This window comes from Flavobacterium foetidum (genome assembly GCF_004634245.1).
Classification (GTDB): Bacteria; Bacteroidota; Bacteroidia; order Flavobacteriales; family Flavobacteriaceae; genus Flavobacterium; species Flavobacterium foetidum.
The window spans coordinates 103,415-125,730 of the sequence record NZ_SJTF01000005.1 but is presented as its reverse complement, the minus strand read 5'-3'; the positions used below and the strand labels follow the sequence as shown (position 1 = coordinate 125,730).

Genomic DNA, 22,316 nt, shown 5'->3' with positions numbered 1-22,316 from the left:
CTTCAATTTTTCGTAACATTACAAGAAAAAAAATGAACGCACTAACTACCATCAAAACCACATTTGCCATTTTGTTTTTTCAACAAATTGCTTTTGCACAAGAAACCAAAAAAGAAACTGCAGCGCCACAATACACAATCGAAAACTGTGTCAATCATTTCGAAATAGATAAAGCCACCAAAACCAAAGTCGGGTATCAATATTGGTTTGGCGACAAAAACTTCACTCAGGAAAATACCTTGAAGATGAGTATTGTCGAGCCTGGGAAATCGACTCATGCGCCACACCGACACGTGGAAGAGGAATTTTTCTATATTCTGGAGGGCACAGCCGAATTCTATCTAGACGGAAAAACCAAAATCGCCGGTCCAAACACCAGTTTTTACTGCCCGTCTAACATGGAGCACGGAATCAAAAATGTGGGAAACACCGATTTGAAGTACTTAGTGATTAAAAAGTATTTGAGGTAAAATAATTTTTTTTTAATAGATTTTCTTATTGAATATTTATCGAATAAGTTAAGAAATCTCCAGTTGGCTGTAGAAGTTTTATGATATGAGTTCCGGCTTTCGAAGGAATAAAATTATAGGTTGTTTCAATATTTTCGATACTTTGGTTGCAATAGCATCCTTCATATTTAGCCTTGATTTCAATGGTTTTTGTGTTCCCAGAATTTACTTCGGATAGAGTGCCAAAACCACCACATCCATTTAAAACTTCAAACTTAATTTTAATTGGAATTGATTGATTGATATTCCCTTTGTCTGGAACATTGGCAGAAATTATCCTTGGTTGTTCATATCGTATACAGACCTGATCAAATGTTTCAATCCATTCAACAAAGGAGTACTTTTTCATTTCTGTTTTCCAATAAGTTTGTGTTCCTTCGGGAATACTTAATACGAGATTACCTTTTTTCTTTTGGTTTAATTTTAAGGACGAAATTAAATCTAACAAATCTTTTTGATTGCTTTCATTCATTTCAAAAAAACTGTTCACAATATAGGTTTTGTTTTCTGGTTCATAGTAAAAAACACTGCCGGGTGTTGCCTTCCAAGCGCCTGTGTTTATGTATGATTTCGTATTTAGTAAATCTATAAATCAGGGATATCACTCTTAGGAGTGTTAGAAAGATAAACAAAACCGTTCATTTGTCTTATGTCAAAATTCAGCTCATTAATGGTTTTAAAAACAAAGCTTAAGTCAGCGTTGTTTTTAATTCCAATAGCGAAATTTATTTTCGAAGAATTAGGACCTTTAGAAAGTTCAATATCTAATTTCTCATCTTTTTGAATCTCTGAATTGTCAGATGAACAGCTAAATAGCAGAAATGCTATAAGGCTTAAGCTTAAAATTTTGCTCATATCTTACGGTTTTTACTAAATAGATAAGTTTTTTGCTAAAAGGTTGCGTCTGGCATTGCATTTCTCCTAGAAGCTTTATGCCGAATGGTGCCAATCATTGCCATACAACTAAATCTCTATATTCAATAAATATTCTCTCAGCTTTTCGTCCGTTATAAAATAACAAACTGGACTTACGTGTATTTTATATAATTTTAGTTTAATTTTTTAATAAAAAACTATGTTTCAATTAATTAACTTTTATTAAAGAAAGCTTTAACATCGACTGTTTTCTCTGGCTATTTGAAATAACTAATTTTAGGTAAATCAAATTTAATAACGTTTTAAAAAATTAAAATCATGAAAAAGAATATAGCCATATTAGCCACAAACGGTTTTGAAGAATCAGAGTTAGCCTCTCCTAAAGCTTACTTAGAAGAGCAGGGATGGAATGCAGATATCATTAGTTTGAAATCTGGAACGATTAAAGCTTGGAAAGACGGAAATTGGAGCAACGAATATAACGTTGACGTAGTATTGGATCAGGCAAATGAAGCCGATTATGATGCATTGGTTCTGCCGGGAGGAGTTTTAAATCCAGATTCGTTAAGAAGAGAAGAGGCCGCAGTAGATTTTGTGCGTTCCTTTTTTGAAAGTAAAAAACCAGTTGCCGCTATTTGTCACGGTCCTCAGATTCTGGTAGATGCGGATGTTTTAGAAGGTCGAAAAGTAACTTCATTTTTCTCTGTTAAAAACGATTTGAAAAACGCTGGAGCACAATGGGAAGACTCAGAAGTAGTGGTAGACAACGGATTAGTAACCAGCAGAAAACCAGATGATTTACCAGCTTTTAATAAAAAAATGGTAGAAGAAATCAAAGAAGGAATACATGAGCGTCAGAGAGCGTAAATTGTTTTCTTTTTAGATTTATCAAATTATAAAAATGCAAGATCAATTTTGGTCTTGCATTTTTTGTTTTGTGAATAGTTTAATTGCTCGTAATTTAAAAAATCCGGAGGAATGAAATATTTATAGATTTATAAACATGCCGGACGTTCGCGCCGAGGCAGGAATCCTTCGTATCTTATTATTTATATTTGTTGATATCGAAATCAATGAAATATAGATTTTCCTTAAATCGGTCGCCATCTTTTTCTTGTCTCGAAAAATAAAGTCTTTTCTCTTTTTCGTGAACAAACGGGCAAAATTCTGAAAGATTTGAGTTAATTGGACTTCCTAAGTTTTTTGGAGCAGTCCATTTATTTTTTCTTTTAAAAGTAATGTACAAGTCAACTTCTCCCAATCCGGATTTATCTGATGAGAAATAGATCATATATTTTCCGTTTGGAGAAATATACGGGTTTGATTCTCTTTCGTTTGTATTAATAGGTAACCCAATATTTTGAGGTTCCTGATATTTTCCATCCTTTAATATTGAATAATAGATATCAGACAATCCTGTCTTGTTCTCGTTCTCTTTCATAAAATAAATAGTGCCCTCATTCGTAATTGAGGCATATGACTCAGAAGCTTCTGAATTTATACTGCCTTCGAGTCTATAAGGTTTTGCCCAGCCTGTTTCGGTAAGGTTCACCGCCCAAATATCAAAATCTTTCCTGTCGGACGACCTGTTTGTATTTCTGTTTGATTGAAAAAGAACCGTTTTACCATCGGGAGAAAACATAGGGTCGATATCTTTCCATTCACCTTTTGATGACGAAAAAGAAGCAATAATCGGTTTAGTCCATTTTCCATTTTGTTTTCTAGATTCCATTATTTTCAATGTATCTCTTTTTCCTTTAGACAAGACCCATAACGCTATTTTAGAGTCAGGTGAAATTGTTAAACCAAATTCGCCATCATTAGAAATAGTATTCGGTTCAAATAGTGTGGGAGTTTGCTGTCCATTTATGTAAAGCGTCAAAAATAGTAGCATAAAAGAAAAAGTAATTTTCATGTTGTTTGCTATTTATTAAACATTGCTAATTCTTAAAATAACTTATTAATAGTATGATTAAAGGTTGAGACAAGAGTACCAAGCGCTGCGCAAATGTCTGATTTGCGACATTTTAAAACAAATATAATTGAAAAATCGCACATTCATAATGTCTATGACTTTAAAACCATTTTTATTGTAATGTTTTTCTGGTTTCAATAAATCAAGTTAATACAAGACTAATAATAAAAAGACGGTAAGACTTTCATATTTACAATTTCTAAGACGCAAAAAAAGCGCAAAGTAAAAGACATTGCGCGACGTTTCGTGGGAACATTTGACGGAGAAAGAGTATCTTGAGTTTGTCATTTCAAGCAAGAAATCCGATTGATAGTGAAAAGACAAAGTAAATCGTCATCAGTAGCTCGACAAAGCTTGGCAATGAATAGCCCTTAGTTTTAGCTAGGGGATTAAAGATGTTCATAAAAACAAGGCTTTAGCCAAAATGCGCATTTTGGCTAAAGCCATTTTTATATAAATCAAGCGGATCTCCAGCTAAAGCTGGAGGCAATTGAATTTTTTAAACTAAAATGAGGATACATCTTGCGTTTCTCTGGTTGAAACCAGAGGCTATGTTTTAAAGATCATTGTCGAGCAGTTTTTCATGTTTTTCCGCGCAGTTTGTCATTTCGACCGAAGGGAGACCCGAGCGATAGCGAATAGGCGAAGCAAATCACATGCGTATATCGACAAAGATTGGCGATATACTTTGCGGAATTTCTAGTGTGATTTCTCCTTACGTCGAAATGACAAAACTCCGTCAGTTCGCCCAGTCTGTCATTTCGGAGGAACTAAACTCGAGCGATAGCGAATAGGCGAAGCAAATCACACTCGGGAATCGACAAAGATTTGACAAAAAACTCATTCAAAATGAAAGTTTAGAAACTCAAAATTTTCATTAAAACTTCTGATCAATTCAATTTTTTTATCTCTTCGCCATTTTTTCAATTCTTTTTCTCGTGCAATCGCTTCCTGTATCCATGTGAATTTTTCGTAATAAACTAAAAACCGAATATTATATTTTGCAGCAAAACTGCTAATATTTAAGTCGATGTTTTCCTGATGTTTTGCAAGTCTTTTTTTTAAATTATTAGTAACTCCAATATAAAAGGAAGAGCGATGTTCATTTGTTATAATGTAAACATAATAGCTATGAAAGCCAATTTGTGGATTTAGCATTTTCTTTTTTTTGTACGAATATACATATTTCTTTATAGTTTGTCATTTCGACCGAAGGGAGAAATCGCACGCGCATATCGACAAAGATTGGCGACATGCTTTGCGGAATTTCTAGTGTGATTTCTCCTTACGTCGAATTGACAAAATTCCATCAGTTCGTCCAGTATGTCATTTCGAGGAACGAGACTCGAGCGATAGCGAATAGGCGAAGCAAATCACACTCGTAACCAAAAAGATTGGCGACGTACTTTGTGGAGTTTCTAGTGTGATTTCTCCCTTCGGTCGAAACTACGTCAGTTCGTGCAATATGTCATTTCGACGTAAGGAGAAATCGCACTCGAGAATCGCCAAAGATTGGCGATATACTTTGCGGAGTTTCTAGTGTGATTTCTCCCTTCGGTAGAAGTTACGTAAGTTTGTGCAATATGTCATTTCGACGTAAGGAGAAATCACACTCGAGAATCGCCAAAGATTGGTAACATACTTTGCGGAGTTTCTAGTGTGATTTCTCCCTTCGGTCGAAATGACAAAATTCCGTCAGTTCGTCCAGTATGTCATTTCGAGGAACGAGACTCGAGCGATAGCGAATAGGCGAAGCAAATCACACTCGTAACCACAAAGATTGGCGATATACTTTGCGGAATTTCTAGTGCGATTTCTCCCTTCGGTCGAAATGACAAACTGCGCCTTATACTGTAAACTCAAGTAAATTGCATTTTAGCGCTCGGCGTAATGCGACAACACGAAACCCTCCAAATCGGACTAACCAATTTTGAAGACAATTATTATTGGCTCAATGAATTGGCGGAGATTTTGAATCCTTATTTGAGTGAGGAGTAAGGTTTATGAAATGGGAAAACCTCGATTTTTTTAGTATCGAGGTTTTTTAATTTAATTAAAGTCCAACAAATTCAGAGGCATTAACTGTAACAGCTTTTTCAAGCTTAACTTGCAAGTTTCTACAAACAGCTTTTAGGTCATCCATAGCTTGATTTGAAGATTTTTTTGGATGCCACATTGTTGTATTTGGTAGTAAATAAGTTTTTGGGTCATTAGGATTTTTAAAGCGATCCAAATAACCTATTTTTTCTAATTCAGCCTTAACTGATGAATGTAATTTGTCAATATCATAAGATATTAAGACGTTTGCAACTGTTGTTCCCATAATATTTAATATTTAAAATTTATGGAAATTTAATATCTTCTACTGTTTGCCTATTATGGTTTTCCGTAACTATACATTTTAATTTATTTCTGACAATAAATAATGTAATCGATTTTCCCTTTGCTGGCGCGAGCGTCTCGCTCGTGCCCTTTAGCTTTGCGTTCACGAGCGAGACGCTCGCGCTAGCGTTTTTTTTCAGTAGTTATACAAAAATATCTTTTATTAATTTTTTAATTACTAGGTTCTCTAATTTAGATGCTATCGGAGAAACATTATCTTGGTTTTCTTTCCAATGCATTCCCTCATTGTAAATAATTCCAAGTAAAAAATGGCTTTCTTGCGATATAACTCCAAACTCTTCTGCTTTTTCTAATTTTGGTCGAGTCATTTTTGTTGTTAAAAATATATTTTGATTCATTGGATCTTGCAGTTTATCATATGCAACCTTTTCAATTTTTACTCTTACTCCACCACAAACAGCAAACGGACAGAATGCACGTCCATTCAAGTAGTTGTCAACTTCATCAAATAAAAATTGATAGAAGTTTTCTGCTTCTCCCCACAATTGAGGTATATTTAAATTTCTAAACTCATTACGTCTGTTTATATGTGTAGGTTCATAGTGAACTAAATGTTTTGATATATCATTTCTTAATAATTCATCTACCGTTTTATCTGCCCTAACTCTTAACATTCTTGCTATGTGTGGATTTACTTGTATATTGGACTTATCCAGATAATAAACCTTTTGATTGTTAAAGGCAAAATTTTTGAAATAATTAGGATTTAAGTGTGTCAGAATAAGCGGGTATATTCTTTTGTTGTTCTCCTTAAATTCATCAATCAAAGTGGTTATGTAAAACTGAGCAGCAGTCAAATTTGCATCATCTAAATAGTCAAAAACTTCATCGATTATTAATATATTTGCACTCTTTTTTAAATGACGTTTTGCTCGAAATAATAGAGAAATAAATGATAAGATATCCCTTTGTCCATTTGAAATAGAAATTGCTTTTGGAAATTTTACAACTAATTTACCGTGGGTCTCACTTGAACGAATACTTTTCCAAGTGCAGTTGAATGTTGCAAGATTATCGTCAAATTTTTGTTTGTCTAAACGATAATTACTAAAAACACAAGCATTTTTAAAAGCATTCATGTCTTGATTGTATAACCAAATTAGCTGAATTGCTGCTAAAAAGCTTTGTGTCTCTGTAAAATTAGTATCGAACTCATTGATGAGATTTCCTATTGTGTTTAAATATTCAATTTGTTTAAAACTATTTAATTCATTTGCTTCTATCCAAGTAAGCAAAATTTCTGCTGTACCATTTTGTGTATTTATATTGGAAATAATAGTATTAATTCGTCTTTGAATCGTTGTTCCATTTGCTCTTTGTAATGTTTGATAATTTTCACTTAGTTTTTCAACTAATTTTAAATTGGATAGAATTGTATTTATGTTTGGAATAACTTTTGAATTTTGTCCAAATTTACTTCTTGCATTTGTATTTGAATAAGCAAAAGCAACATTTGTAGGTATTCTGTCTACTAACACAACATCCTTTATTTCTAATGTTGCCGTTGCTGTACCATACTGTGAGCCAATTCCTTTTGGTGTGGTTTGGTTGTTTATTACGAAATAATCTATTTCCCCACTTATTGTATTTGTGGAGTTTGTAGCTTCAAAATTTGCAGTTGTTCCATCTGTCTTTTCGTATTCGATAGATATTTTAGGAAGATTAGCTGCGTTTTCTGAATATAAGTCGTCATCATGTAATTTAATTCTATTATTGTTCATAGATTTAAAAGCCGTAGCAAATGAACTTTTGCCAAAACCGTTTGGTGCTACCAAAATACTTGGTTTGTTGGGAGTTATGTTTAGTTCGAATTTTCGATGTCTAATTCCTTTGATATTTTCAATTTCTATTACTTTTAGCATTTATGTTCAGTGTGTAATTTTAGTTTATTACTCTTTTATCTGCCTTTTTTAGAATTAATAGTTGCGACTAATTTTTTATACTTGCTACAAAGTAGCAATGATTTATAAAAATTAAGTTTTGTCAAGAATGTTTGTTTGGTATTATTCTTTATCAAAAATATCAATTTACAAATCTTATCAACCAAGTATTTTTACCTGTTTTATCAATCAAAAAAAAGGACAGTCCCTCCAGTTAAAGAAGAACTGCCCTTTCAAGCAAATTTAAAAATTTGCACTCCTAAGAATGCGTACAGTAATTGGTAATCACTAAAATGAAGACAAACGCAGGTTATTCGTTTATGATATCGCCTTCCTTAGTTTCTTCGCTGGCAATTTTAACTAGTTTATCTTGTGGGTTTAAATCACCAAATATTTCGATTTTGTCGTCGATTTCTCTTCCTTTTTTAATTTCTACTCTTGTGGCTTTATGGTTTACTACTTTCACCACATATAAACCTTCTGCAGAATTCACCACCGCCGATTTTGGTACTACAAACGTGCTGTCTTTTGCGTTAAGCGGTAACAAAACTTCGGCAACCATTCCAGGCAATAGATTTCCTTTGGTGTTGTGAACGTCCATTTCGACTCTTTCAGAGCGCAATTTTAAATCTAGAGCGCCAGACATTCTGGTAATTTTAGCGGTAAATGTTTCGGGCAACGATTTTACATTAAAACTCATTTCGTCGCCTACATGTAAATATCCTGTGTACAATTCTGGTACAGAAACCGCCAAACGCAGTTTGCTTTGCTCCTGAATCGTCAACAACGGCAAGTCTGAGCCTTTTCCTGCTGGGCCAACAAAGGTTCCTAAATTGACGTTTCTGGCGGCTACAACACCGTCAAAAGGAGCACGAATTTCAAGATAACCTCTCATGATAGAGATTTCTTTGTGCGCTGCAATCGCCGCCTGATATTGAGCGTAATCAGAATTCTTTTTGCCGCTTGCCATTTCTAAGTCGTTTTTAGAAATCGTTCCTTCCACCTTGCTGGTTTCGTACAAACGGTTGTACGTGCTTTTGCTGGTTGCGTAAATCGCTTCCATCGATTTTAATCTCGACTCGGCCGCCGCCAATTGCGAACTGATTTCTGGTGCTTCTAAAACAATCAAAAGTTGTCCTTTTTTTACTTTAGAACCAATATCTACTTTTAATGTTTTTACGAAACTGCTCACTTTGGCATACAAATCAACTTGTTGAAAACCGGTTAATTCGGCAGGCAAGCGCAATTCGGTAGTCAGTTTTTCTTTCGCTAAAAGGAAAGTTTCTACTTTTGGTTCGATTTCTGGTTTCGCAGTTTCTTCTTTTTTCTTTTCACAGCTTAGTACAGCTAAGGCCGTAAATAATATTGCTGTAGATTTTATAATGTTACTTTTCATTTTTTGGTTTTATATAATGAATATGTTTTTAACTCTTTGCGAGTAATTATTTTAACACATAGAAACATAGCTTTTCTTTGTGCATAAAAGGCGTTTCACTTGTTTCAATGCATCCCGATAGCTATCGGGACTATGTGTGAAAACTAGTTTTTTCTTTTACCTTTTTTATTTAAAACTAAAATCTATGTTTCTATGTGTTTAAAAAATAATTACACTCAACGCGTTATGACTTTCGATTTTATGACTTTCCAACTTTCGACTTACTTATTGATGAAATATAATGGATACTTTCTTCGTCTTCAGGGTCTAAAGAAACCGATTGTGTCGTTGTTTTTTCTTGTGCCCAGGCAAATATCTGCGGAAGGATCAATAATACGGCAAAAGTAGAAAATAATAATCCTCCGATAACCGCTCTTCCTAACGGAGAAACCTGATCGCCTCCTTCGCCGTGCCCGATTGCCATTGGCAACATACCTGCAATCATCGCAACCGAAGTCATGATAATTGGACGAAGACGTAGCGCAGCCGCTTCACGAGCCGATTCTAAGGCATTTCCGTTTATTTTGCGCAATTGCTCGGCATTGGTCACCAAAAGTACCGCATTGGCGATAGAAACCCCAACCGACATGATGATTCCCATATACGATTGCAGATTCAGCGTTGAACCCGTAATCGTCAGCATTAATAAAGCGCCTAAAACTACCGCAGGAACTGTCGTTAAAATCACCAACGAAACTTTGAACGATTGGAAATTAGCGGCCAACATTAAGAAGATTACGAAGACGGCAACCAATAACCCCGTTTGTAAACTGCTTAATGTTTCTGTCAGTACAGTACTTAGTCCGATTGGCGTGATAAACAAACCACGAGGCAATTCGCCAAGAGAACTAATTGTTTTGCTCACATCTTTTGAAGCCGTTCCTAAATCGGTCTGGTTGATGTTGGCAGTAACGGTAATGTACGGCATGGCCCCTAAATTGTCATTTTCACCGCTTACAAAACCTGGTGTAATTTTGGCAACGTCGCTCAATACAGGACGAAGGGAGTTTTTTAATACCGGAATTTCTCCGATATCGGTTTTGCTTTTCATTTTGTTCAACGGCACTTGAACTTGAACGGAATACGATAATCCTGCTTTTTCATCAACCCAGTTATTTTTTTCGGTATAACGAGAAGATGAGGTTGAAGCTACAAGCGAACGCGAAATATCATTCATATCAACTCCCAATTCGGCCGCTCGTGTTCTGTCGATATCAATGTTCATAGCCGGATAATGAATTGGCTGCCCAATCTGCACATCTCTGAAATACGAAATCGCTTTTAGTTTTTCTACGATTTGAGTTGCGTACAATTCATTTCGTTTTTTGTCTTTTCCGGCCACTCGAATTTCGATTGGAGTAGGAGAACCTTGGCTTAACACTTTATCTGTCAATTCGATTGGCTCAAAAGAAACTTTAGTGTCTGGCAATACCTTTTTGATTCTCGCACGTAAGTCATCTTTAAACTCGTCCATATCGGCGTGATAATCTTTCAAACTTACCTGAAAAACAGCCTCGTGAGAACCTGCCATAAACAAGTAAATCGGGTTGATTGAGAATAGAGAAGGGTGTTGTCCCACATATACAGACGAAATTCCGATATGCTCTTTTCCGACTTTTTTCTCAATTTCTTTTAAAACAATTCGGGCTTGTTCTTCTGTTCTTTCCAAACGAGTTCCTTCAACAGCACGCATTCTCAATTGAAACTGACTCGAGTTGGTTTTTGGGAAAACGTCTTTTCCGATAAACGTAATCAAGACTACCGCCAAAACAGTGGCGCAAACCAAATAAACAATACTCGTCGCTTTTTTATGCACAAACAATCGGTCTAAAGTTCGCATGAAACGATTTCTGAATCGCTCAAAAGCACTTATTTTTCCGTCGTTGTTAAAATCTTCTCTTTCAACCATTTCCTTTTTCTGACTAATCAGATTTTGCTCAGATTCAGGTGTTAGGCCACAATCGTTAAATTCGGCTTCATCGTCTGTAATTTCTGGACCATGTTCGTGTTTGTCATGTCCTTTCATCATCCAGTTGGCCATTACGGGTACAAATGTCTGCGAAAGCAAGAATGAAATCACCATTGAGAATCCAATTGCTAATGCCAACGGCAAAAACAACGCTCCTGGAATACCAACCATAGTAAACGCTGGTGCGAATACGGCCAAAATACAAAGCAAGATCAATAATTTAGGCAAAGCGATTTCTTGACAGGCATCCCAAATGGCGAGTGCTTTTGGTTTTCCCATATCGAGATGCTGGTGGATATTCTCGATGGTTACGGTACTTTCGTCCACCAAAATACCAATCGCAAGTGCCAATCCTGATAAAGACATCAAGTTGATTGTTTGGCCGAATAATTTCAGGAATAAAACTCCTGAAATGATCGAAATCGGAATCGTCATGATCACAATCAAAGCCGCACGACGGTCCCCAAGGAAAAGCATTACCATTAATCCGGTCAAAACCGCACCGATAATTCCCTCAGTAATCAAACTTTTAACCGAGTTGGTTACATAAACCGATTGATCAAATTCGTACGTAATGTTTACGTCTTCTGGAAGCGTGCTTTGAATTTTAGGCAATTCTTTCTTCAATTTCTGAACCACATCCCAAGTCGAAGCATCTCCCGCTTTTGCAATACTGATGTAAACCGAACGTTTTCCGTTTACCAAAGCATAACCTGCCGTAATATCGGCACCGTCTTTTACAGACGCAACATCGCCTAGTTTTAAGTTCTGAACACCGCCTTTGAAAATCGGAATCTGTTCAAAGTCTTTAATTTCTTTAATCGTGTTGTTGGTTGGCGTAATATAGTTTTTGTCGCCCATACGAACGTTTCCAGACGGAGCCGTTTGGTTGTTCAAACGAATCGCTTCTACGATTTGGTCTGGTGTCATATTGTGCGAACGCAACAAGTCTGGATCTACGTTGATCTCGATTGTTCTTGGGCTTCCGCCGAAGGGCGCCGGAGACAATAAACCAGGAATCGAAGTAAACGAAGCACGAACATAAACGTTGGCTAAATCCTGCAATTCATTATTGGAACGTATTTTACTGCTCAAAACCAATTGTCCGATCGGCAGCGAAGAAGCATCAAAACGAATGATAAACGGCGGTTGCGTTCCCGGGGGGAAAACCGCTTGGATTCTGTTGGAAAGCGCACTTAACTCGGCTGCAGCTTGCGCCATATTAGTTCCTTCGTAATAGGTTAATTTCATAATCATTAACCCCTGAATATTTTTGGTTTCTACCGATTTGATACCGTTTGAGAAAGGCAAAACGTTTACGTAGTTTTTGGCAAAATAGGCTTCCATCTGGTCTGGCGTATAACCTCCAAACGGGTGCGCGATATAGATAACCGGCAAATTCATTTTGGGTAAAATGTCTACCTTAATGTCTTTGATGGCACCGATTCCGAAGAAAAATAGACCCGCAACCAGTACTAAAATGGAAATGGGTTTGCGGAGTGCAAAACGTATTAAATTCATTAGGATTTATAATTAAAATTCATTTATAAATAAGTCAAAATTTCCTGTTGCAGCGACTTTCAATAAATAGGACTGCCACACATTATTATTGACAATATCTCGGTCGATTTCAGCACGATTTAATACATACATCGTTTGTGTTAAGTCGGTCAAATCGGTTAAGCCGTTTTTGTATAAGGTCGATTTTTGAATATAAGCTCTTTTCGCGGCTTCGACCTGAATTGGCGCTTCGGCGTAGTTCTCCAAAGTAATTCTGATTTTATCTTCGGCAAAATTGAGCTGCGATTTCAATTCTCTATCTGCCTGATTGTATTCTTCTTGGATGGCTTGAGAAACAAATTTTTGAGCGCTAACTTGTTTGCTTGAACGAAAAGGTGTGGTCAGATTCCACGTAATTCCGACTCCAATCAAGTAGTTGGTACGATCGGGATTTACACCGTCCCAATAATTTCTCGTAAAAGCATTTTGATTGGTGGCGTACGAAGAATCAAACCCTGAAGCTCTGGTTTGCAAAACTCCAAAAGCGCTCATCGTTGGGTAATAAAATCTCTTATACAATTTAACTTGCTGATTGCTGTAATCGATTCGGGTTTTATATAATTGTAATAAAGGGTGAAGACTGTCTGTTGCAGTTTCTTTTGTAATCAATTCTTTCGGAATCTGAGTAACAAAAAGTGTGTCGGCAACAAAATCCTGTGGTGCAACGCCCATTAAATCGACCAATTTGTTGTTTTGTTCCTTAACGAAGTTTTTAGCAAGATTTAATGCGATTTTGGCTTTAGAAACTTCTGCAGTAGCCAATGTCGAATCGACACCAGCCAATAACCCGTTTTTAACTCTTGCCGCAGCGGTTTTTTTGAAAACTTCGGCGCGGTCTAGGTTTTTTTGCTGCGAAATCAGTAATCTCTGGCTGGCCAATAAATTCAGATAAGCGGCCGAAATTTTGATTTCTTGCTGGAATTTCTCTTGTTGCAAATCTTTTTCTTTGGCCTGAACGTCAATTTTAGATAAATTGATTTTTTCCTTTGCCTTTCCGAAAGTGAAAAAATCCCAGTTCATGTTGACTAAATAAAGCGCTCCAAATGCAGAATTCCAGTTTTGATCGGGAAGCGGCAGTCCAGACGAAGCAACTCCTAAACCTCCAAATCCGTAAAGTGGCCCGTTTTGTCCGTTTACAGTTCCGTAATCCTGCTGTGCCGATAAATTCAGGTTTGGCAAGTAATCACGGCGAGATTGTTTTAGAGTTTCTTTGGATGCATTGGTGTAATTGTTTTTTGCCCGAATAGAACCGTAGTTTTCAAGACCTATCTTTATGGCTTCTTTAAGAGACAGGGTTTGAGCATAACCGGTTGAGGCGAAAATCAATAAAAATAAAATGGTAATTTTTTTGAAATACATAAACTCAAGGTGTGATATAAAATAGTTTTTGATGAAACAAATTTATTTCTCTTACGCTGATAAAAGTCATCTTTAGTGATGTACTGCACTAGTAAATGACGAATTGAATTGGTCATTTTTTGAAAAAATTAATTAAATATTTGTTCGTACTTTGTAAACTATTTCAGAATTAAGAATGAACAAAAGAATTGATAACATACTGGATAACAAATGGTGGCAAGAAGTGGCGGTTATCCTTTTCTCCTTTACCATATATACCTTAAAAAATGATTGGATGCTGATCAGTTCATTCACATCAATATTGATGGGGGTATTTTTTTACTGCATTTTGTATATGCACGCGCAGTTCAATCGTTTTTTCCTGCTTCCGATATTATTCAAATCCAATAAACCTTTCACATACCTTGTTCTGACGCTTTTCGGAGTTTTTGTTTTTTCTGTATTGCTGTACGAAATTACAATGATGGATATGTTTGCGAAATGTCATCTGTACCAAAACTCGCATCAAAGGAGTTATGCCTACCAGTTGGCGAGCGTGTTAGGAACGTTGGTCTGCATTTTGAGTCCGATTATTGTGTTTAAGTTTTATCGCATTCACCGAAAACAGACTGATGCGGCTTTATTGTTCAATCAAATGCAGTTGAATTCTTTGAGAGGACAATTAAATCCGCATTTTTTGTTTAATACCTTTAATACGCTTTACGGAATTAGTTTGGAATTTCCGGACAGAACGCCCGATTTGATTATGAAAGTTTCGCAGTTAATGCGTTACCAATTAGAAAGCAACGCCAAGCAATTTGTATCTTTAGAAGACGAATTAGAGTTCATAAACAGTTATGTACAGCTTGAGAAGGAGCGTGTTGGCTATCGCTGCGAAATTACATTTGAAAATACAGTAGACAAAGATTACACCTACAAAATTTCGCCAATGCTTTTAATTGCATTTATTGAGAATGCTTTTAAACACGGAACTTGTGCAATCGAAAAATGTTTTGTGAAAATCAATATTACAGTCGAAAACGGATTGTTGCATCTTCATGCAGAAAATTCTATTCCGAAGAAAACTGATGTGATTTCTACAAAAATAGGTTTAAAAAACACCATTGAACGTCTGAATTTAATTTATGGAAAAGACTATAAATTAGACATTCAGGATGATAAGCAAACGTATGTGGTCGATTTAGAAATACAGCTTAAAAAGTTTGTAGGATGAGAGAAACCAAAAAATGCATTATAGTAGACGACGAACCGGCAGCGCATTATGTATTAGCCAATTACATCAAGCAGAATCCGCAATTGGAATTGGTTTTTCAAGGTTATAACGGAATTGAAGCGATGAATTATCTTCGCGAAAACACTGTCGATTTGATGTTTTTGGATATTAATATGCCAGAGATTTCAGGAATGGAACTGCTAAAGATTATTCCGAATCACCCGAAAACGGTCTTAACAACGGCCTACTCCGAATTTGCTTTGGAGAGTTACGATTATGGCGTGATAGATTATTTGCTGAAACCCATCTATTTTCCGAGATTCTTAAAAGCAATCGACCGCTTTTTTGCCTCAGAAGCCACAAAAGTCAAAATTGAAGAAGAAGTAAATACAATTTCTGTGAAAGTAGACGGTTATGTAATGGATATCGAACTCGATCAGCTTTTGTATGCACAGAGTTTCGGAAATTACGTAAAACTGCATACTTTAAAACGAACCTATCTTGCCTCAATTACAACAACAGAATTAGAAAAATGCCTTCCTGAAAAGAATTTTGTCCGAATTCATAAATCTTATATTGTCGCTTTGGATAAAATTGATTTGACGGAGAAAGATTTTCTGGTAATTAAGAACGAAAAACTTCCAATCGGAATTACTTATAAAAGAGAATTAACCGATAGGTTGAAAAAGTAAACTGGAAACTAAAGAGTGCTTACTAATTCATTATTTCAGTAGAAAGCCTGACAGATAATTGTCAGGCTTTTATTTTTTAGAGATTCTATTGCTGTTTTTTTTTCCAGATTTTCAAATTCACACCTTTGCAGATTAGCCACAAACTCAATGCCAGTTCTGCGATTAAACAGGGCAACAATAACACAATGTGCGAAAACTGAGGCGCCAAAATCAAGGCAAAACTATTGATTAGATAACAGAACCCTGCGATACTCATTAACAAGGCAAGTATTTTGGGTAAATAACCCGATTTAAAAATGAGATAACCTTCAATCAAGCAGACAAATCCAAAAAAGATAAGACCAACTCCAAATCCGATATTGTGTAATTTGATAGAAAGATAAGATAAGGTTTGAAGCTGTTCTTGACTAAAAGATTTTAAGTATTCTGTATCTCCTAGAAAAAATAAAGCGGCAAAAAGATTAAGTTTATTGGCAACTAAAACAGCTGTCTGTATAAGGTTGAATGACAAATTTAATAAAGCGAGTTTTTTGCTTACAGGTCTCAACAGAAAATAAAGAATAATCATGACAGGCAAATCAAGGATTTGCATAATCAAATCGGCTGAAATTCCGATATTCCATAAAAGTTGATTGTCTACAATGTTTGATGCAGTTGCGGCAACATCTCCAGAAACAACTAATTTATTTCGTACAAATGTCTCAGAAAAAAATCCAGCTATAATGATTAACAGGTAGAGCACCCCTCCAAGGCGAGCATAGAATTGTGGTGAATTTTCAAATTTTGTCTGGTTGCGATTCATGTTTTTGGTTTTTTACTTTTTTCTTAGACGTTCGTTATTTATTCCTGTTACTGAATTGGCTATTATTTTTTTTAATATTTTTTGAGTAAAAATAATCTTATAAAATATTTTTTTATTTACTTAGAAACTGTACTTTTAATATGCTTTTTGGAATTTGAAATTTCGGTTATGAAAAATATTTTTCAGATATTGATTTTATGCTTCTCTGCCTTTTCAGCAGCACAAAATAATGTGGTCACGCCTCCCGAGAAAGTGAGAATGAATTTTGAAAAAGAATATCCCGGCAAAACACCGGTTTGGTCTGAAGAATATGTAGGAGACGACAATGATGAAATTCGATACGAAGCAAAATACAATGTAAATAATACAACTAAAGCGTTGGCTGTGTATGACAATCTAGGTAATTTGAAAGCTTATGAACTGCAAATTCCTTTAAGTCAATTGCCACTAAAAGCACAAAGTTATTTAAAGAAAAATTATACAGCCAAAGCAATTAAAGAAATCGCCGTAGTTGTAAACGATAAAAACAAAACTACGTACGAAGTTGGAATAGAAAAAGATTCCAGATTTTACGATGTAGTGTTTGATAAAAATGGTGGTTTTGATGTAATCATCGAAAAAAATTAAGATTGCTTACTAATTCAAATTTTATTTGAAACGACAAACCCGATAAGTTTTTATGGCTTATCGGGTTTTGTTTTTAGAGTTTTCTTCGTTTCAGGTTTCTATTCTTTTTGTTTTTAACCGCAAGGGGCGCTAAGGTTTACGCTAGGAGCGCTAAGTTTTTTCACGCAGATTTGGCAGATTTTTTTAGAATCCTTTTAATCTTTATAATCTGTGGCTAAACTTTCCAAGTTTTTTTAACCGCAAGGGGCGCAAAGGTTTACGTTAGGGACGCTAGTTTTTTCACGCAGATTTGGCAGATTTTTTTATAATCCTTTTAATCTTTATAATCTGTGGCGAAAACTTTGCGAACATTGCGTAAACCTTAGCGTTCGTTGCGGTTAAACCTGAAACAAATTAAAGCATCATTCCACCAGAAGCTTCAATTCTTTGGGCGTTTATCCATCTTGCGTCTTCCGTGCATAAGAAGGCAACAACGCCACCAATATCATCTGGCAAACCCACTCTTCCTAAAGCGGTCACAGAAGCAATTTGCTGGTTCATTTGTTCGTTATCGCGCACAACACCGCCGCCAAAATCTGTTTCGATTGCGCCGGGCGCCACTACGTTTGCTCTAATTTTTCGTGCGCCCAATTCTTTGGCCTGATATTTCGTCAAAGTTTCAATTGCGCCTTTCATAGAAGCATACGCAGCGTAGCCTGGGAATGAAAATCTCGCTAAACCTGTAGAAATGTTTACAATTCCGCCTCCGTCATTCATTACGTTTAATCCTTTTTGTGTCAAGAAAAACGGTCCTTTGAATTGAATATTAGTCAATTGGTCAAATTCGGCTTCTGTTGTTCCTATAAAAGAATTATGAATTCCGATTCCTGCATTGTTTACCAAAAAGTCGAATTTATCTGTTTTAAAACTGTCCTTTAAAACTGTTTTTACGGTTTCAAAAAAAGAGTCAAAAGTTCCTGATGCAGCGACATTTAATTGAAGCGCCACTGCTTTTTGACCTAAACTTTCAATTTCTGAAACTACAGCGTCGGCTTCTTCTTTTTTACTGTTATACGTGATGATTACATCAAGTCCTTTTTTTGCAATTGCAATCGCCATGTTTTTCCCTAAACCTCTGCTACCTCCGGTAACTAAAGCTATTTTTGTGTTTACTGCCATTTTAGTAATTGTTTTTGTTGTTTGTAATTTGTAAAATGTTATCTGTAAAAAGTGAAATGTAGAGTGGAATTTTTTTCGTTCCCTTTTTAGTAAGACAAAGGTAGGAGCAAAGAGGGACTGGGAATTGTAAATATCAAATCGATGTTTGCGAAATTCAAATCAGTTACGAAATTCACAGTTGAGAAATGCCAATTTTTAAATTCCAAATTCCAAACTTTGACAAAGTTTACGGAACCTGAAACCTGAAACATGAAACATGAAACTTGAAACCTGAAACTTGAAACCTGAAACTTGAAACTTGAAACTTGAAACAAAAAAAAAACTAACTCCTAAAAGCCAAAGGCGTAAAAGAGGTTTGCTTTTTAAAGAAATTAGAGAAATGCGCTAGTTCTTCAAAACCGAGTGAATACGCAATTTCAGAAATGTTCCAATCGGTTTGTCTTAAAAGTATTTTGGCTTCGTTTGTCAGTCGGTTGCTTATTAATTCGGTGGTGGTTTTTCCGGTGTTTTCTTTTAATACTTTATTTAAATGGTTGACGTGTACAGACAATCGTGCTGCAAAATCTTTTGCAGTCCTTAATTCTAAACGCTGACGAGGCGATTCGATTGGGAATTGCCTTTCCAGCAATTCAGCAAATAGAGAGGAAACTCTTGCAGCAGAATTGTGTTTGGAATATAAGGCGCTTATTGGCTGTAACTTTTGTCCGAAGTGAATCAACTCAGCAACATAATTTCTAATTAAATCGTATTTGTAGAGGTAATCCGAATTGATTTCTTTCTGTATTTTATTGAAAATCAAAGCCACTTCTTGTACCTCTTCATCAGATAATTGAAAAATAGGATAGCCGTCTGCGGCAAAAATAGGCAGTTCGTCCAAATCAATTCCGCTTTTGTTTTTAGATAAAAACTCACTTGTAAAAACACAAAATTGTCCGCCTTGATTGGTATCCTGAGGCAAATAATTGTACGGAATTTTCGGTGTTGCAAATAACAATCCTTGTTTTTCGATTTCGATTACTTTGTCGGCATATTCGGCTCTGTTGTGTCCTTTTATCAAGCTGATTTTGTAGTAAGCTCTCCTGTCATAAGGCATAACCGACTTTCCTTGAAGGCGCTCGAGTAGTTCTTTTATGTCAAAAACATTAAAATGCCCGATTTCTTTCTGAATGTCATTCGGAAGTAAAGATTTCGGTTCAACAGTTGAGCCTTCGGTTATGTCTTTGTAAAAGGAGTCAAGCGATTTCATGTAACAGTGAATTGTAAAATTCAAATATATGAAAAAATGTTTTTTGTCAGGAAGGCTCTAGGGCACGAAGCTTTTTGCATTGTTTTGCCATTAATAAAACTTCGAGTCTTTGCGCCTTTGTGGAAAAAACAAATCAAAACAAGCTTCCCTGAACAAACTGAGGTTCAGGATTATTTCCAAATTCAATCGAATCAATTACAAAAAACTGTTTTTTTAGAGGGTCAAACTCTCGTAAAACAATTTCATTGCAAAGAAAATCAATATTAATAGTGGTAAAAAGCTGTGAGGCTATTTTTAGATTTTCAGGATTTAATCGTCGTCCGATTGACATATGCGGATCTTCGCTTTTTTTGAGTTTTAAAGATTTTAGAGTATCGTGAATCTTTTTCATTATAGGTTTTAGATTGTTTTTAGATTCGGCATTTGGGGCAATAAAAAAAGCTCCTACGTTTTCATAAGAATCAAAATGATCTAAATGTACCTGACATGGTGTAAAAGTATTGCAGATCTTAATTAGCTTTTGCTTAATGAAATCTATTTGATATTCGTCAATTGTGAATTCGCAGATCGTAATATGGGCTTCAGAGTTACAGCTGTTGTACCATTCGATTTTGCTTTTAAGAAAATCTTTCATTTTTTTGACAGTCTCCACAACTGATTTCGAGTAGAACACTATAGAATACGTTTTATCCATTTTTAAGGTTTTGTAATTGCAAAGCTAAAGTTTTCCTTTCAGATGCAACCTATGCAGTATTTCTGATTTCAGCAAGCCGCTGCCGCCTCCAAAATGTTCAATTACTTCAACATCAGGTTGTTTTTCAAGACAGAATAACGTAAATTCTTTCTCAACATGATCTTCGATTCCAGAACTTAGCAATACAATATCAATCTTATGATTGTGAAAATATTCTTCCGCATCCTTTTCGTTGTCAAAAGCAACTGCATTCCAATTTTCATCAGCATTTACAAGTCGGAGTAGGATAGCTAATATTGCCTCGTTTTTTCCAAGTAACAAAAATTCCAGCTTTTTCATGGTAGGTCAATTTTAGTGATAGAAAATTTTACAGTTAATTGTATTTTAATTGCTCCTGTATCAGCTTTACAAAAGTAGGGTTTAAAAAATAAGTCCAACTTAATCTAGGATAAGTTCTAGATTTATTACTAAAGATTTTAAGATATTTCGTTCGTAATATAGTACTGGAACTCTTTACGGACTTAAGTTTTTTAAAAAAAAATATGGTAATCTTTTATTTGTAATTTATTGAAAAACAATTAATTGATTGTGTCTTTTTTTATGAATAGGTTAAATTTTGTGTAGAATGTGGAAACCCGTAAGGTTATCAGAAATCGGCATTATAATTTTGGAATGTAAAAATTAATGATTGTGATATTTTTTTACCTTTTAGATATCCTATCAAGTTTTTACTCTAAAACTGTTTTTGGAGAAACGTTTTTATTTTTTTTTTAGAATGACAGTTAGATACCATTGATCGTGGTCTTTGTATGAATTTTACAATAATCAATCTGTCTTAATTTTTATTTGAGGGGTTTTTAGATTTTTCTAAAAACCCTTTTTTTATTATTATGCCTTAGAATCTGGTGTTTTCTGGGGTTCGAATGTAATTAATTACAATAGTTATTGCTTTTAAGCCATTCTGTGCAGTCTTTTGTCCAATATAAGCTGGTGTCTTTTACGCCTAAACCAAATCCGTGGCCACCTTTTTCATAAATATGCATTTCGGCTGCAACACCATTTTTTTTCAAAGCCAAATAATAAGCAATGCTGTTTTCTGGATAAACTGCGCTATCATCTGTAGCATGAATCAAAAATGCGGGAGGAGTCTGAGGTGTTACTTTTTTTTCATTCGAAAAAGAATCAATCAAATCTTGAGAAGGGTTTTCTCCCAAAAGATTAGTACGTGAACCTTTGTGAGTAAGGTCTTTTTGCATAGAAATTACAGGATAAATCAGTAGTGAAAAATCAGGTCTGGCGCTTTTGCTAAAACGACTCGTGTAAATGTTGTCATCATAATGTGTTGACAGGCTAGCAGCTAAGTGCCCACCTGCGGAGAAACCCATAATTCCGATTTTATGAATATCTAAATTCCATTTCGATGCATTATGGCGCACATAGCGCAAAGCTTCCTGAGCATCCTGAAGAGGTCCGATATTCTTGTTTTTCATGATTAAATCGTTCGGAAGTCTGTATTTTAAAACAAAAGCTGTAATTCCTAAACTGTTCAGCCATTGCGCAACTTTAGTCCCCTCTTTATCGATTGATAAATGCGAATAACCCCCGCCGGGACAGATAATGACAGCAGTTTGATTTGCTTTTGTCTGCGGAACAAAAATGCTTAAAGTAGGCACAGAAACCTGACTTGTGCTCTGTGCTTTTCCTTGCTTTATAACCTCTTTTTCTTTATAAGAATTGTTTTCTATTTCCCCAGGAATCTGCTCCCACAAATTGACAACCTGATTTTGTGCTGTTGCATAAAACGTAATGGTCAATATAAAAATGAAACTCAAAATTTGTTTGTGTTGTAGCAACATTTTTCTTCTCTTGGTTTGTAGTTTAATCTGTTGTTTCATAAATGTTTAAATCTGGTATTTTA

General features: G+C 35.4%; 20 protein-coding genes. 5 read left to right on the top strand and 15 right to left on the bottom strand.

The features are described from left to right. The first annotated feature begins 32 nt into the window (after window positions 1-32). Entirely contained in the window at window positions 33-470 is a 438-nt protein-coding gene (locus E0W73_RS08495) for a cupin domain-containing protein (RefSeq protein ID WP_135221656.1), read from the top strand. A gap of 25 nt (window positions 471-495) precedes the next feature. On the opposite strand, the gene E0W73_RS08490 is transcribed toward E0W73_RS08495, so the two are convergent. Together E0W73_RS08490 and E0W73_RS08485 are read right to left on the bottom strand one after the other, a co-directional pair. Then, the gene (locus E0W73_RS08490) at window positions 496-999 is read right to left on the bottom strand and encodes a hypothetical protein (RefSeq protein WP_135221655.1); all 504 of its coding nucleotides are present in this window, start codon (window positions 997-999) and stop codon (window positions 496-498) included. Between the two features lie 95 nt (window positions 1,000-1,094). Continuing rightward, complete coding sequence (locus E0W73_RS08485; RefSeq protein ID WP_135221654.1) at window positions 1,095-1,364, bottom strand: hypothetical protein; 270 nt, start codon at window positions 1,362-1,364, stop codon at window positions 1,095-1,097. A 339-nt stretch (window positions 1,365-1,703) separates the two neighbouring features. Between E0W73_RS08485 and E0W73_RS08480 the strand changes: the two genes are divergently transcribed. Next, window positions 1,704-2,252 carry a type 1 glutamine amidotransferase domain-containing protein gene (locus E0W73_RS08480; protein WP_135221653.1) on the top strand — a complete coding sequence of 183 codons (549 nt, stop codon included), beginning with the start codon at window positions 1,704-1,706 and terminating at the stop codon, window positions 2,250-2,252. Between the two features lie 178 nt (window positions 2,253-2,430). Here the strand turns inward: E0W73_RS08480 and E0W73_RS08475 are convergent, their stop codons facing one another. The 7 genes from E0W73_RS08475 to E0W73_RS08445 form a co-directional block, all read right to left on the bottom strand. Beyond that, a complete protein-coding gene (locus E0W73_RS08475; RefSeq protein WP_135221652.1) occupies window positions 2,431-3,300 on the bottom strand; it encodes a TolB family protein in 870 nt (289 codons plus the stop codon). A gap of 900 nt (window positions 3,301-4,200) precedes the next feature. Further along, entirely contained in the window at window positions 4,201-4,518 is a 318-nt protein-coding gene (locus E0W73_RS08470) for a GIY-YIG nuclease family protein (protein ID WP_135221651.1), read from the bottom strand. A gap of 895 nt (window positions 4,519-5,413) precedes the next feature. Further along, window positions 5,414-5,683 (bottom strand): hypothetical protein, encoded by a 270-nt coding sequence (locus tag E0W73_RS08465; RefSeq protein ID WP_135221650.1) that lies wholly within the window; start codon window positions 5,681-5,683, stop codon window positions 5,414-5,416. 202 nt (window positions 5,684-5,885) lie between these two features. Next, the gene (locus E0W73_RS08460; protein WP_135221649.1) at window positions 5,886-7,625 is read right to left on the bottom strand and encodes a hypothetical protein; all 1,740 of its coding nucleotides are present in this window, start codon (window positions 7,623-7,625) and stop codon (window positions 5,886-5,888) included. A 328-nt stretch (window positions 7,626-7,953) separates the two neighbouring features. Next, a complete protein-coding gene (locus E0W73_RS08455; protein WP_135221648.1) occupies window positions 7,954-9,039 on the bottom strand; it encodes an efflux RND transporter periplasmic adaptor subunit in 1,086 nt (361 codons plus the stop codon). A gap of 238 nt (window positions 9,040-9,277) precedes the next feature. After that, window positions 9,278-12,568, bottom strand: coding sequence for an efflux RND transporter permease subunit (locus tag E0W73_RS08450; protein ID WP_135221647.1), 3,291 nt, complete (start codon window positions 12,566-12,568; stop codon window positions 9,278-9,280). A 12-nt stretch (window positions 12,569-12,580) separates the two neighbouring features. Then, window positions 12,581-13,966, bottom strand: a complete 1,386-nt coding sequence (locus E0W73_RS08445) for a TolC family protein (RefSeq protein WP_135221646.1) — start codon at window positions 13,964-13,966, stop codon at window positions 12,581-12,583. A gap of 175 nt (window positions 13,967-14,141) precedes the next feature. Here E0W73_RS08445 and E0W73_RS08440 point away from each other — a divergent pair, with 175 nt between their 5' ends. After that, window positions 14,142-15,179 (top strand): sensor histidine kinase, encoded by a 1,038-nt coding sequence (locus E0W73_RS08440; protein ID WP_135221645.1) that lies wholly within the window; start codon window positions 14,142-14,144, stop codon window positions 15,177-15,179. Continuing rightward, window positions 15,176-15,871 (top strand): LytR/AlgR family response regulator transcription factor, encoded by a 696-nt coding sequence (locus E0W73_RS08435; protein WP_135221644.1) that lies wholly within the window; start codon window positions 15,176-15,178, stop codon window positions 15,869-15,871. Before E0W73_RS08440 ends, E0W73_RS08435 begins: the two co-directional genes overlap by 4 nt. 85 nt (window positions 15,872-15,956) lie before the next feature. On the opposite strand, the gene E0W73_RS08430 is transcribed toward E0W73_RS08435, so the two are convergent. After that, window positions 15,957-16,673: a DUF4386 domain-containing protein gene (locus E0W73_RS08430; protein ID WP_135221643.1), complete on the bottom strand. Its 717-nt coding sequence runs from the start codon at window positions 16,671-16,673 to the stop codon at window positions 15,957-15,959. 168 nt (window positions 16,674-16,841) lie between these two features. On the opposite strand from E0W73_RS08430, the gene E0W73_RS08425 reads away from it, so the two are divergent. Then, complete coding sequence (locus tag E0W73_RS08425; RefSeq protein WP_135221642.1) at window positions 16,842-17,300, top strand: hypothetical protein; 459 nt, start codon at window positions 16,842-16,844, stop codon at window positions 17,298-17,300. A gap of 393 nt (window positions 17,301-17,693) precedes the next feature. Here the strand turns inward: E0W73_RS08425 and E0W73_RS08420 are convergent, their stop codons facing one another. From E0W73_RS08420 to E0W73_RS08400, 5 genes are all read right to left on the bottom strand, one after another. Continuing rightward, a complete protein-coding gene (locus tag E0W73_RS08420) occupies window positions 17,694-18,458 on the bottom strand; it encodes an SDR family oxidoreductase (RefSeq protein WP_135221641.1) in 765 nt (254 codons plus the stop codon). A gap of 322 nt (window positions 18,459-18,780) precedes the next feature. Then, the gene (locus E0W73_RS08415) at window positions 18,781-19,704 is read right to left on the bottom strand and encodes a helix-turn-helix domain-containing protein (protein WP_135221640.1); all 924 of its coding nucleotides are present in this window, start codon (window positions 19,702-19,704) and stop codon (window positions 18,781-18,783) included. 133 nt (window positions 19,705-19,837) lie between these two features. Continuing rightward, entirely contained in the window at window positions 19,838-20,338 is a 501-nt protein-coding gene (locus E0W73_RS08410) for a 2'-5' RNA ligase family protein (RefSeq protein WP_244248453.1), read from the bottom strand. A gap of 84 nt (window positions 20,339-20,422) precedes the next feature. Next, complete coding sequence (locus E0W73_RS08405; RefSeq protein WP_135221638.1) at window positions 20,423-20,737, bottom strand: hypothetical protein; 315 nt, start codon at window positions 20,735-20,737, stop codon at window positions 20,423-20,425. 590 nt (window positions 20,738-21,327) lie between these two features. Beyond that, window positions 21,328-22,293: an alpha/beta hydrolase gene (locus E0W73_RS08400; RefSeq protein WP_244248452.1), complete on the bottom strand. Its 966-nt coding sequence runs from the start codon at window positions 22,291-22,293 to the stop codon at window positions 21,328-21,330. Between the last annotated feature and the right edge of the window lie 23 nt (window positions 22,294-22,316).